This is a genomic window from Domibacillus robiginosus, assembly GCF_000966195.1.
Taxonomy (GTDB): Bacteria; Bacillota; Bacilli; order Bacillales; family Domibacillaceae; genus Domibacillus; species Domibacillus robiginosus.
This window is the reverse complement of the sequence record NZ_LAHL01000032.1, coordinates 40,099-52,684: the sequence shown is the minus strand read 5'-3', so window position 1 is coordinate 52,684 and position 12,586 is coordinate 40,099. Positions and strand designations below refer to the sequence as shown.

General features: G+C 43.4%; 14 protein-coding genes. 8 read left to right on the top strand and 6 right to left on the bottom strand.

Annotated features, from left to right (window positions below; genetic code table 11):
• Positions 1-12: 12 nt before the first annotated feature.
• The 5 genes from VP97_RS15155 to VP97_RS15135 form a co-directional block, all read right to left on the bottom strand.
• Positions 13-960, bottom strand: coding sequence for a peptidylprolyl isomerase (locus VP97_RS15155; RefSeq protein ID WP_050182748.1), 948 nt, complete (start codon positions 958-960; stop codon positions 13-15).
• Positions 961-1,067: 107 nt separating this feature from the next.
• Positions 1,068-1,256 carry a hypothetical protein gene (locus VP97_RS15150; protein WP_050182747.1) on the bottom strand — a complete coding sequence of 63 codons (189 nt, stop codon included), beginning with the start codon at positions 1,254-1,256 and terminating at the stop codon, positions 1,068-1,070.
• A 142-nt stretch (positions 1,257-1,398) separates the two neighbouring features.
• Positions 1,399-2,001, bottom strand: coding sequence for an HTH-type transcriptional regulator Hpr (locus tag VP97_RS15145; protein WP_281175106.1), 603 nt, complete (start codon positions 1,999-2,001; stop codon positions 1,399-1,401).
• A gap of 131 nt (positions 2,002-2,132) precedes the next feature.
• A complete protein-coding gene (locus VP97_RS15140; protein WP_050182746.1) occupies positions 2,133-2,504 on the bottom strand; it encodes a YtxH domain-containing protein in 372 nt (123 codons plus the stop codon).
• 96 nt (positions 2,505-2,600) lie between these two features.
• Entirely contained in the window at positions 2,601-3,011 is a 411-nt protein-coding gene (locus tag VP97_RS15135; RefSeq protein ID WP_050182745.1) for an HIT family protein, read from the bottom strand.
• Between the two features lie 128 nt (positions 3,012-3,139).
• On the opposite strand from VP97_RS15135, the gene VP97_RS15130 reads away from it, so the two are divergent.
• The 3 genes from VP97_RS15130 (at position 3,140) to VP97_RS15120 (ending at position 5,746) form a co-directional block, all read left to right on the top strand.
• Positions 3,140-3,877 carry an ABC transporter ATP-binding protein gene (locus VP97_RS15130; RefSeq protein ID WP_050182753.1) on the top strand — a complete coding sequence of 246 codons (738 nt, stop codon included), beginning with the start codon at positions 3,140-3,142 and terminating at the stop codon, positions 3,875-3,877.
• Positions 3,874-5,082: an ABC transporter permease gene (locus tag VP97_RS15125; protein WP_050182744.1), complete on the top strand. Its 1,209-nt coding sequence runs from the start codon at positions 3,874-3,876 to the stop codon at positions 5,080-5,082. Before VP97_RS15130 ends, VP97_RS15125 begins: the two co-directional genes overlap by 4 nt.
• 70 nt (positions 5,083-5,152) lie before the next feature.
• Positions 5,153-5,746, top strand: a complete 594-nt coding sequence (locus tag VP97_RS15120) for a phosphatase PAP2 family protein (protein ID WP_050182743.1) — start codon at positions 5,153-5,155, stop codon at positions 5,744-5,746.
• A gap of 26 nt (positions 5,747-5,772) precedes the next feature.
• Here the strand turns inward: VP97_RS15120 and VP97_RS15115 are convergent, their stop codons facing one another.
• On the bottom strand, positions 5,773-6,282 hold the full coding sequence (locus VP97_RS15115) for an antibiotic biosynthesis monooxygenase family protein (RefSeq protein WP_050182742.1): 510 nt from the start codon (positions 6,280-6,282) through the stop codon (positions 5,773-5,775).
• A 177-nt stretch (positions 6,283-6,459) separates the two neighbouring features.
• On the opposite strand from VP97_RS15115, the gene hemE reads away from it, so the two are divergent.
• The 5 genes from hemE to VP97_RS15090 all read left to right on the top strand — a co-directional run bounded on the left by hemE (position 6,460) and on the right by VP97_RS15090 (position 12,585).
• Positions 6,460-7,491 carry a uroporphyrinogen decarboxylase gene (gene hemE, locus VP97_RS15110; protein WP_050182741.1) on the top strand — a complete coding sequence of 344 codons (1,032 nt, stop codon included), beginning with the start codon at positions 6,460-6,462 and terminating at the stop codon, positions 7,489-7,491.
• Between the two features lie 76 nt (positions 7,492-7,567).
• Positions 7,568-8,509, top strand: coding sequence for a ferrochelatase (gene hemH / locus VP97_RS15105; RefSeq protein WP_050182740.1), 942 nt, complete (start codon positions 7,568-7,570; stop codon positions 8,507-8,509).
• 121 nt (positions 8,510-8,630) lie between these two features.
• On the top strand, positions 8,631-9,203 hold the full coding sequence (locus tag VP97_RS15100) for a TetR/AcrR family transcriptional regulator (protein WP_050182739.1): 573 nt from the start codon (positions 8,631-8,633) through the stop codon (positions 9,201-9,203).
• 62 nt (positions 9,204-9,265) lie between these two features.
• On the top strand, positions 9,266-11,548 hold the full coding sequence (locus VP97_RS15095) for a YhgE/Pip domain-containing protein (RefSeq protein ID WP_050182738.1): 2,283 nt from the start codon (positions 9,266-9,268) through the stop codon (positions 11,546-11,548).
• A 92-nt stretch (positions 11,549-11,640) separates the two neighbouring features.
• Positions 11,641-12,585, top strand: a complete 945-nt coding sequence (locus tag VP97_RS15090; protein ID WP_050182737.1) for a YncE family protein — start codon at positions 11,641-11,643, stop codon at positions 12,583-12,585.
• Position 12,586: the final 1 nt, after the last annotated feature.

Genomic DNA, 12,586 nt, shown 5'->3' with positions numbered 1-12,586 from the left:
GGTGCTTTTTTATTATTTTGCTTCTTCTGTTGTGGCAGCATCGTCTTCTGTTGTTGTTTCTTCTTCAGTTGGAGTAGCTTCGTCTGTTGCTGGAGCAGTTTCTGTCTCAAATGCACCTTTAAAGTCTTCGTCTTTCACTTCTACATCCGCATCTTCCATAACCTTATCCAGTTTTTCTTGGAGTGCTGCAGAATCTACTTTAGACTTTTTCAGTTCTTCCGTCATTTGGCTCTTCATTTTTTCGAAAGAAGCTTTTTCTTTTTGATCGGTAATTTTAATGATATGGTAGCCGTAATCTGACTTGATCGGCTCGCTCACTTCATTTACTTTTAAGGTGCCCAGTGCTTTTGTAAACTCTGGTACAAATTGCGCGCGGCCGGCGTTGTCAATCCAGCCAAGGCTGCCGCCTTTTTCTTTAGAGCCAGGATCTGTTGAATATTCTTTCGCAAGCGCCGCAAAATCGCCGCCATCGGCTAATTTTTGTTTTACTTCTTTTGCTTTTGCTTCATCTTCTACAAGGATATGGCTGACGTTGATTTCCGGCTGCCATGAATCGTAATATTCTTTTACTTCTTCATCTGTTACTTTTACATCGGCAAGGGCCGCTTTTTCACGAAGAAGCTCAAGCTTCAAAAATTCTTTAAAACCGTCTTCATCTAAACCATATTGAGCCAAGAACATTTCATACTGGTCACCCAGCTGTTCTTTTGCTGTTTTCACTTCTTCATCAAGCTCTTCATCTGTTACTTCATATTTGTCAGAGAGAACTTTTTTCTGCATTAGCTCCTGCAGGGCCTGTTCCATTTGCGGGCCGTATTTGTCTTTCATTTCTGCGTAAAGTTCCATATCTGTTACGTCGCCTGCTTTTGATGTGGCGATAACGTTTCCTTCGCTGTTTCCACAGCCGGAAAGCGCCAGTACGCCTGCTGCAAGCGATAATGGCAATGCCCATTTCTTCATGCAAAAAACAACTCCCTAATGTTCATTTAATCTCTATTCCAAAAACAACTATAACACAGTTGATGGCTTGGGAAAAGAAAAGACCTGCCTTCTGAAAAAGAACAGGTCTATACGTACAATATTTCAATGTAAGAAGTAGAAAGCAAAATAACAATCAAAATATTTACAGTGCGGAATATTTTTTCATGCCGTTCTTCCGGAATTTCCTTTTGAATGCATAACAAGTTTGTCATTCGATTTATGTGATACAAAATAAAGACGGAGAAAAGAATAAAAGTAATAATTAATGCCGCCATATGATGCCCCCTCTGTTAGCTCTGTACCTTTAACTATATCAAAATGTCGAAAAAATTGAAAACAGAACCCACAGGAAATGGTTGCCCCCATCATACATAGCAGGGCGTCATATGTATAAAAAGCATCCGGCCAGCAGTCTGCTTACTCCGATGCCTGAGAACGTTCAGCCCGCTTTAATTCCCCGTTTTCTTCATCAAAGTCCCGTTCGATATTATGAATGGAGGTCTCAAAAATATTCATAAAATCATCCCCGTAAATGTTTCGGATAATAGCCATTAATTCAACCATATCTGGAAACTTTCCAAACAATTCACGCAGCGGCGCTGTACCGGAAAAAACAAGATTCGATTCAGGTTCATAGTGTTCCATTAAATTAAAAATTAACTGTTCACCAGCAGGTGTAATTTCGATGTACGTATTTCGTTTGTCATCTTCTTTTTTAGAAAATGTCAAAAGCCCGCGTTCTTCCAGTTTTTTCGAGAAGTTAAACGCTGTAGAAACGTGCATGACACCGAAATTAGCTACATCTGAAATGGAAGCTCCTTTTAAGTGATGGGCAATCCACAAAATATGGTGTTCATTAATGTTTAAATCATAGGGCTTGATCCACCGCTGCCAGTCTTTTTCAACTGCTTTCCATAAGGCTTTTGAAAGCTGTGCCATCCGCTGGCTGAATATAAATGCTTCTTTCATCGTATAATGATGGGTCGATGCGGAATCCGTTGTTTTATGAATGTTGTCCACCTCAAATCTATTATTTTATTGCTTTATATTATGCCAATAAAATAAAAAAATAGAAAGAGGGAATTTACAAAAATTTTCGAATAAGCTGAAAAATAGAAATACACGAAAAGGGAACCCCCTTTCGTGTACAATTATTTGCTTGATTCAGACGGCTGCGGCAAGGCTTCCTGCAAATCTTCAACAGTATGCTGAATGTTGGAAATTTCTTTTTGAAGTGTTTTTACATTTGGTTCAATGCTTTCTTTCCAAAGTGCCGCGTTTACTTTTAAGCTGTTTACTTTTTCCGGTACTTCCTGCTTTGCTGTTTCCACAAGTCGTTTAACAGATTCTTTAACCTGCCCGGCATTATCTTTAATTTCCATTGACGCCAGCTTAGCAGATACCTGCTTGTTTTTAAGGTTTTTCCGCGTTTCCTGTCCACTGGCCGGAGCATTTAATAGTGCAGCGGCCGCACCGCCAGCCAGACCAGCTGCGAACCCTATGAATAAAGCTTTTTTATTCATTTTTTCCACCTCTTTAGTCATGTTGTACACATTTACACATACATATATGAATTATCGTTCCCGGAAAAAGAATGGAACAAACATATGTATCGCTATTTATAGGTGAGCGTTGATCACAGAAGCAATTTCGGCTAATTCATGGCTGTCATTGTTTTCCTTGAACACAGGATGAAAGCCATCAGCCGTTCCGTAACGGGGAATAAGATGCATATGGTAATGAAAAACCGTCTGGCCAGCTGTTTCGCCGTTGTTGTTTAATAAATTTAATCCTTTAGGAGAGAAAGCAGCCTGGATCGCTTTGGCTACTTTTTGAACGGATTCGAAAAAAGGGCCGGCTGTTTCTGGACTAAGCTCGAAAAGGCTTTCCTCATGTTTTTTAGGGATGACCAGTGTATGGCCTTTTGTTACCTGGCTGATATCTAAAAAAGCATAGACATTTTCGTCTTCATACACTTTTGCAGATGGAATGTCTCCATTTATAATTTTACAAAATATGCAGTTATCCATGATTCAGCACTCCTTTTATGTATGGGTTAAAGAAAGTGTAGCATATATTCTAGATGCAGGGAACTATGTGCAAAAGGGATAATTTTGATATGATACGTGTAACAATGGAGGAGAAAGGGCGTTTTGTAATGTCATTATTATCTGTGGAAAACATTACCGGCGGCTATACACGAAAGCCGGTGCTGCACGATGTGTCATTTGAAGTCGGCAAAGGGGAGCTTGTCGGGCTGATCGGCTTAAACGGTGCTGGTAAAAGTACAGCTATTAAGCACATCATTGGATTGATGGAGGCAGCAAAAGGAAGCGTTACGATTAACGGACAGACGCTTGCAGAAAACCCATCCGAGTATCGGCGCCAGTTTTCATTTGTGCCGGAAACACCGGTATTATACGATGAGCTGACGCTTGAGGAGCATATGCGTTTAACAGCCACTGCTTATGGTTTGTCAGAAGCAGAGTATAAAAAACGCATCGGCCCGCTGTTAAAAGAATTTCGCCTTGATGCAAAGATGAAATGGTTTCCTGCTCACTTTTCAAAAGGGATGAAGCAAAAAGTTATGATTATGGGGGCATTTTTAACAGAACCTGCTCTTTACATTATTGATGAGCCGTTTGTAGGGCTTGATCCACTCGGTATCCGTTCACTGCTTGATTTAATGAATGAGATGAAAAGAAGCGGCGCCGGTATTTTAATGTCGACACACATTTTGGCGACAGCGGAACGGTACTGCGACAGATTTGTGATTTTGCATGAAGGGCGTGTACGGGCAAAAGGCACGATGGAAGAGCTCCGCCGTGATTTTGGCATGTCCAATGCTGCGCTTGATGATATTTATGTGGAACTGACGAAGGAAGCAGCGCTATGAAGTTTTCAGCCAACGATTTGTTTAGGGAGCGTGCGTCCGCTTATTATGCGGAACTTCGGAAGTACTCGCGTTACATGTTTAATGATCATTTGGCTTTTGTGCTCGTTTTCGCACTTGGTGCGCTTTTATACTATTATAGCGGCTGGATACGCACCATTGATGAAACGTTTCCGGCACCGCTGATTATGTCGCTTGTTCTCGGTGCCATTCTTGCCTGGAGCCCGGTTTATACGTATATAAGACAGCCTGATACCGTCTATCTGCTGCCACTTGAAAGTGAATTAAATACGTATTTTCAAAAAGCAGTGTGGACGAGCTTTGCCGCACAAAGTTATGTACTTGTGGCTCTTTTGGCTTTCGCTATGCCGATGTACGCAAAAGTAGAAGGGGCCGGTTATGGAAGCTTCTTCGCTTTTCTCGGTGCTATTTTAGCCGCAAAGCTCTGGAATTTATTTTGTCGTCTTCGTTCGTTAAACGTACCAGCAGGTGATGTGAGAATCGCGGATATAGCGATTCGCTTTTTGCTGAATATCGCTTTTTTATTTGCTGTTTTTTCAAATGAATATTTATGGGCCGGTGCTGCTGCTTTATTTGGACTGCTTTGGCTTTTTTATATGAGCCGCCTTGGAAACCGTCCTTTAAAGTGGGAGCTGCTGGCTGAGCTTGAAGAAAAAAGAATGGCTGCTTTTTATCGGCTTGCAAATATGTTTACCGATGTGCCGCATTTGCGCGGAAGCGCCAAGCGCCGCGCCTGGCTGGATGGCTTGCTGCCAGGGCCGGAAAAGGGCACATACACCTATCTGCTTTTTCGGACATTTGTACGCATGAATGAATACATTGGGCTGTTTGTTCGGCTGACCGTTATTGCTGCATTTATTATCAGCTTGAGCGGGCTGCTGCCTGTTCAATGTATTGCAGCACTTCTTTTTCTATACTTAACAGGTTTTCAGCTGCTGCCTATTGCAACGAGACACAGCTACCTTATTTGGCCAAAGCTTTATCCAGAGGGGGAAGATGGAAAACAAAAAGCGCTTCAGCTTTTATTGATGCGTATACTTCTTATTCAATCTTTTGTCTTCGGTGTTTGTGCACTGTCAGGCGGATGGATAGAAGCTGCGATTGTACTATCTGCATCAATCACTTTTACGCTTTTCTTTGTTTGGGTTTATGCACCGGCCCGATTAAAAAGAATGCTGCATATTTAAGGACTAATTTTAGATAGTAATAGGCCGATCATCATGCTACACTGTTGGAAAAAGCATAGAGGTGTGGAATTTGCTTTGGATCAGTTTGATTTGTTTTATTTTATTTGCTGTTTTACTGTTTAGTTATGATTCCGGCTGGGCGTCAAGTATTGATCAGGTAATGCTTGATGCTTTTGACACAAGTTCTTTTTTTACGCACTTTAGTGTACTGGGTTCTCAAACGGTTCTGGGCAGCGGGGCCGTTCTGCTTATTGTGTTTCTGTTTTGGAAGCGGAATATAGCCGGTATTACAGCTGTTTTGATGGGAGTAGGTGTTGGGAATTTACTAAACAAAGCATTAAAAGAGTGGGTGGCACGTGAGCGACCGCCATTTCCACACGGGGAAGACGGGTTTAGTTTTGTAAGCGGGCATGCCATGATTGGCCTCGTCTTTTATTTGCTGGTGGCTTATTTTCTATTCTTGCATGTGAAAAGAACTAAACTTTTTTATGCCGCGGCGCTGCTGCTTGCTCTTTTAGCAGGGACAAGCCGGATAGCAGGCCATGCTCATTACGCCACGGATGTAGTAGCCGGATGGCTGCTGGGCGGAGGGATTTTTCTGCTGCTTGTGTTTTTCTTAAACAGACGGTTTTATCACCAGCCCAAACAAAAAACAATCGTGTAAAGCCAGGGAGAAATACCCCCCTGGCTTTATTTTTCGTTTGGAATAGTAAAGGTTGTGACATAAGATTTTCCTGAAAAGATATGAGGCTTTTGATCAAGCCCTACTTCTGTTCCCCGCTTTTTATGCGCTTCATTGAACGCCTGGGAGGATTTCCAATTTTCAAATGCCGCTGGATTTTCCCACTGTGTAAAGATAACATATGTGTCTGTGTCAAGCGGGCGCAATACTCGGATGGAGAGGAAGCCTGGCTGATTTTCGATGGCACCGGCCCGGTTTTTAAAGCGGTGTTCAAACAAAGGACGGCCTTCATCAGTTACGGGAATATTATTAAGGACTGCATAACCGCGGTTTACCAGTGCTCCAGCACCATCTACCACTTCATAGCGGCGCGGAGTGGAAAAAACCGTTTTTCCGTCCGTTTCATGAACAAGAGCTGCCCCCCCGGTACCATCCATCAGTAACATGTTTTCACTACTGTGCTTTTTCTGTATTGTTTTCAAAAAATCGTATGTTCCGGTTGTGATAAATACCTTCATCTCCGATCACCTCTGATTTTAGTATATCCCTTTTTGTACCCTTATTTCCAATTTTCACACATTGTTTTGGCAAATTTGCGAACAGAACATCTCTTTAGTGAAAAGTCCCACACTGTAAGCTATAATAAACAATAGTAATTCTAATCTGTCATAGTTGAAAGGTGGCTCTCAATCCATATGAGGCATTTGAATGATACATTTTTAAAAGCGGCGCGGGGAGAAAAAACGGACTATACACCAGTCTGGTACATGCGCCAGGCGGGGCGTTCACAGCCGGAATACCGGAAGCTGAAGGAAAAATACTCACTATTTGAAATTACACACCAGCCGGAAATTTGTGCTTACGTAACACGTCTGCCGGTGGAACAATATAATGTCGATGCAGCAATTCTGTATAAGGACATTATGTCGCCGCTTCCGTCTATTGGGGTAGACGTAGATATTAAATCCGGCATCGGCCCTGTGATTTCAAATCCAATCCGCTCGCTGAATGACGTAGAAAAACTTGGCGAGATTGACCCCGAAAGCGACGTACCTTATGTGCTTGAGACCATCCGGCTGCTGACAGAAGAGCAGTTAAGCGTACCGTTAATTGGCTTTGCCGGTGCTCCTTTTACGTTGGCCAGCTATATGATTGAAGGCGGGCCATCCAAAAATTATAATAAAACGAAAGCATTTATGTATGCCGAGCCAAAAGCATGGTTTGCGCTTATGGACAAGCTGGCGAATATGACGATTACATATGTTCGTTCTCAAATAAAAGCAGGTGCTAAAGCGATACAGATTTTTGATTCATGGGTAGGTGCTTTGAACGTCGCTGATTATCGAATATTTATCAAGCCGGTAATGGAGCGGATTTTTGGCGAGCTTCGTTCAGAGGGAGTCCCACTCATTATGTTTGGAGTAGGAGCGAGTCATTTAGCAAAGGAATGGCATGACCTTCCACTTGATGTAGTCGGGCTGGACTGGCGCACCCAAATTACTGAAGCCCGGGAAATGGGCTTGACAAAAACGCTTCAAGGGAACCTGGATCCCGCTATTTTACTGGCTCCATGGGACGTAATTGAAGAGCGGACAAAAGCGATTTTAGATCAGGGACTGGCGTCGCCGGGCCATATCTTTAATCTTGGGCACGGTGTATTTCCGGAAGTAAATCCGGATACATTAAAACGTCTGACAGCATTCGTTCATGAATATACAGCACGATAAGCTTTTTATTTTAAGGAAGCTTCCTTACGTGCCATACTAACTGAGAAAGCAGTGAATCAAAAGAGGTGGGATCAGCATGACGAAAAAACAAATGGGCCTTCTTGTGATGGCGTACGGAACGCCTTACAAAGAAGAAGATATTGAACGATACTACACGCATATCCGACATGGCCGCAAGCCGTCGGAGGAAGCGCTAGAAGACTTACGAAGCCGCTATGAAGCAATTGGAGGCATTTCGCCGCTTGCTAAAATTACGGAAGAGCAGGCACAAGGGCTAACGGATTTCTTAAATAATATGCAGCAGGAAATTGAATTCAAGCTGTATATCGGCTTAAAGCATATCGAGCCGTTTATTGAAGATGCTGTGTATCAGATGAAGAAGGACGGTATTGAAGAAGCCGTTTCTATCGTATTGGCGCCGCACTTTTCTACATTCAGCGTAAAATCATACAATGGGCGAGCGGCTGAAGAGTCCGCGAAAATTGACGGACCAGCCATTACATCGATTGAAAGCTGGTATCAGGAGCCGAAATTTATTCAATACTGGGCGGACCAGATCGAAGCGACTCTTCAAACGATGAGCGAAGAAGAAAAGAAACACTTTGTACTGATTGTGTCGGCGCACAGCCTGCCGGAAAAAATTATTGCGGCAGGTGATCCTTATCCGCAGCAGCTGAAAGAAACAGCTGATTTAATTGCTGGTGCGGCAGGTGTTGAACAGTATGCGGTCGGATGGCAAAGTGCCGGCAATACACCGGAGCCATGGATTGGGCCGGACGTTCAAGATTTGACCCGTGATTTGTATGAGCAGGAAGGCTACAAAGCATTTATGTATGTACCGGCCGGCTTTGTCGCTGATCATCTTGAAGTTCTGTACGATAACGATTATGAATGCCGGGTTGTCACAGATGAGATTGGTGCTGGGTATTACCGTCCAGCGATGCCGAATGCCCGTGCGGAATTTATTGAAGCACTTGGTGAAGTTGTAATAAAGCACTTGAAAGCAGAAGGAAAATGATAAAGCTTATCCCGCCCCAAAAACGGCGGGATTTTTTATTGACAGGCAAAGAGTACAGGCATAAAATGAATATCAGAACTAATTGACTAAAATGTTATTTTGGTCAAAAAGAGGTGAGAGCATGGCGTCAGAACGGAAAAAGGACATTGTTGAAGCGGCTACAAAGTCATTTACATTTTTTGGCTATAAAGCAACTACAATGGATCAGATAGCGAAACTTGCCAACGTTGGCAAAGGTACTATTTATACATTTTTCAAAAATAAAGATGAACTGTTTGAAGACATTTGTATTACGTTGATCCAAGAAATGAAAAGAGCGGCCGAAGCGGTCATTGATCCGGCACAGTCTTTTCATGAAAATGTTCACCGGGCACTATTTGAAATGCTCGCGTTCCGAACAAAGCACCAGCTTGCTGTTAAATTATTTCAAGAAGAAAAGGAAATGGGTACACCAGCAGTTACACAGGCATTAAAAAAAATGGAGGATGCCATTGTTGCTTATATTGCTGTTCAAGCAAAGGAAGCAATGGATCGAAATGAAATTCAGCAGACAGACCCCCAAATTGCTGCTTTTGTAATGATGAAGCTTTATGTGACGCTGGTTGTAGACTGGGAACGGCGCGGACCCGCTCTTTCAAAAGAAGAAATCGCAAAATTGTTTGAGTTATATGTATTTAAAGGGCTGTCCCGTTAAGGGGCTTTCTTTTTTGAATAAAATGACTAAATGAACCATTTGGTCACTTCGGAGGTAATCTTATGTTTTGGAAAGAATTAAAAGAAATCAGCCGAAATCGAATGCTGAGAATTTCTCTTGCTGCCATTATGCTGATTCCGCTTTTGTACTCAGGTATTTTCTTGTGGGCGTTTTGGGACCCATATGGTCATTTGGATCAGCTGCCGGTTGCAGTCGTAAATAGGGATAAAGGGGCAGAATTTGAAGGGGAAAATCTTCATATAGGTGATGAGCTGCAAAGCGAGCTGGAAAAAAGCGATGATTTTGATTTTCATATTGTCACGAAAAAGGAAGCTAAGGATGGGTTAAAGCAGCAGGAATACTATATGATGATCGAAATACCTCCGGATTTTTCCAAAAACGCGACTACATTGATGGATGAAAAACCAGAAAAGCTTGAATTGATTTACACACCAAATGAAAGCTACAATTTTGTTTCATCGCAAATTGGGCAGTCCGCTGTAAAAGAAATCCGGGCCTCTGTTCAAAAAGATGTAACGAAAACGTATGCCAAGTCAATGTTTGATCAGGTCAAAAAAATGGGTGATGGTTATACAGAAGCCCAAAAAGGAGCCGGTGAGCTTGATGAAGGCGCATTGAAAATAACGAAGGGTACAGACGAACTGAAAAAAAACCTGGAGGCACTGGCAGACAGTTCAATTTCGTTTTCTTCTGGAATTGACAAAGCGAATGAAGGATCGAAGCAGGTAGCCAGCGGTGCGTCTTCACTTTCAAATGGTCTCGGCCAGCTTTCAGATGGGCAAAAGCAGCTTGCAAACGGGGGACAGGATTTGCAGGAAGGAATCAATCAAATTGCTGCAGGATCTGCTTCTCTTAAAGATGGTCTAGCGTCAGCTAACGCAAACATGCCAGAGCTGATAGACGGAACAGCAGCTGCTAAAAGCGGTGTAGATGGGTTTCGTGAACAAGTTCCTGCTTTAGCGGATGGAACAGCTTCTCTCGCTTCGGGAGCTGACGAGCTAAACGCGGGTATTGATGAGTTTGAAACGAAGCTGAAAAGCCAAATTAGCGCAGCTCAAAAAGCGCAAATGGACGAGCTGCTGCCGATGCTGGCGCAGGTCATGACGGAAGAACAGGTCGCTGCTATGCAGCAAAAGATGGCTGCGCAGCAGGACGAACTAAATAAAGGTATTTCAACAGGCTTTGATCAACTTCAAACTGGCAGCAGTCAGGTTGCCGCAGGAGCAAGGGAGTTAAACGAAACAATTTCAAACACAATGCCCGGAAAATTGGATGAATTATCAGCAGGTCTCGGAGAAATACAAAAAGGCCAGCAGCAGCTGCAAACGGGTCTTGGAAACCTCCAGTCTGGAGCAGGTAAAGTAACCGAAGGAGCCCAAAGTCTTCAATCAGGCAGCGAAACACTTGTGACAGGCTTGAGCACGCTCGCTGAAAAAACAACAGAAGCGAAATCAGGGGCCGATACGCTTGCCAGAGGAGCGAGTGATCTATCAAGTGGATTATTGGAGCTTGCCGGCGGCTCTCATCAATTATCGGAGGGAGCCGGCAAGCTTGCAAGCGGTTCTGCAGATTTGGCCAAAGGATCGGCTGAGCTGGAGCAGGGAACGAAAAAGCTGCAAACGGAACTATCAGAGGCAGCCGATAAAGCAGGAGACGTAAAAGCCGACGACGACACTTATACGATGATGGCAGAACCGGTTCAGGTGGCTAAAGAAACATTTCATAAAGTGCCAAACTACGGTACAGGCATGGCCCCTTATATGCTGTCACTTGGTTTGTTTGTCGGCGCGATTATGCTGACAATTGTTTTTCCGCTGAAAGAAACACCTGAACAGCCGAAAAGTGGCTTTTCCTGGTTTCGTGGCAAGCTCGGTATCTTCCTGCTTATTGGGACGCTCCAGGCATCGGCAGCTTCGATCTTTTTGCTAAACGTGCTCGACTTGCATGTGCAAAGTGTACCGCGCTTTGTGTTGCTTTCTTTTATCGTCAGCGCCGCCTTTATGACATTGATCCAAATGCTGGCTACGATTCTCGGGAATCCGGGCCGTTTTATAGCGGTGCTTATTTTAATCAGCCAGCTGACAGCGAGCGGCGGAACGTTCCCGCTTGAGCTCATTCCAAAAACGTTGCAGCATCTAACAGGCTTTTTGCCAATGGCTTATTCCATTAATGCGTTCCGAGCCGTTATCTCAAGCGGTGATTATGCATTTATGTGGCAAAATGCCGCTGTTTTAGCCGGGTTTGCTCTATTTAATATGACAGTGACTGCCTTGTTTTTCCGCGGACAGTTTAAAAAGCAATATGGACGGCTTACAGCAGCGTAAAGCTGCTTAAGCCGTTTTTTTTGAGTGTTTTTTCACACTTACTTCACACCGGTCCTCTATAATGAAAGGAAAAAGCAGAGGAGCGCATGCAAGTGAAGAAAATCATACTGTTGATGCTTTTGCTGCTTGCCGGCTGCAGTCGTGAATCGTTTGAACCGGTACAAACCAGTGAGTTTGCGGCTGTTTTAACCATTAAAGAACCAGGAATGACGTTTATTTCGCCAAATGGCGCGGTACTTGCCGAATGGGAGTTTGATGAACAATATACAGGCGGTCTTTTATTCAATAAAAAGCTCCTGATGTACAGGACAGATGGAACCCGTGCCGGACTGTATTCAGTTGAAACTGGTAAAAAGCTGAATGAATGGACCGTGCCAAAAGGCATAACAGGTGCAGTGTTTATTAATGAAACAAATGAAATAGCACTTTCTGTGAAAGAAGATGGCGCCGTACATTTTTTTGATCAAGAAGGCACGGAAATAAAAAAAACACGGACGGGCCGTTACCCGATGACCATGCTTGAACACGAGGAGAAATTGTATATCATTAACTACCAGGACACTGTATTATCAGAATTGGACATACACACATATCGAGTAAGCAGGGAATTCGCCATTCCAACGTCTTCTACTGGTTTGGCGGTGAATAAGCAAAAAAATGAATTATGGGTGGGCGGCCATGGCTATGGAGCAAAGGCTGGCGAAACGATTCATGTGTACTCACTTAAAACAGGTTCCCTAACAGCAACAGCGGATGCCCCCGTTATGCCTGTTGATTTTGCATCAAAAAGCGGGTTTATGTATGCAGTCAGCCACGGATCAAATAAGCTGTATGCCTTTGATCCAGAAAGAAAACGGGTAGCTGAAACGGATGCCCCGGCTAATCCGTTTGCTATTGCCGTGCTTGGAAAAACCGTTCTTTCGGCTGGCTACGACAGCGGAACCCTTTCTTTTTACGAAGAAAAAACACTTATAAAACGCAAGACAATTGATATCGGCAAAGGGCCATTTATGATTTTTGTAGAAGAAGGTGAATAAG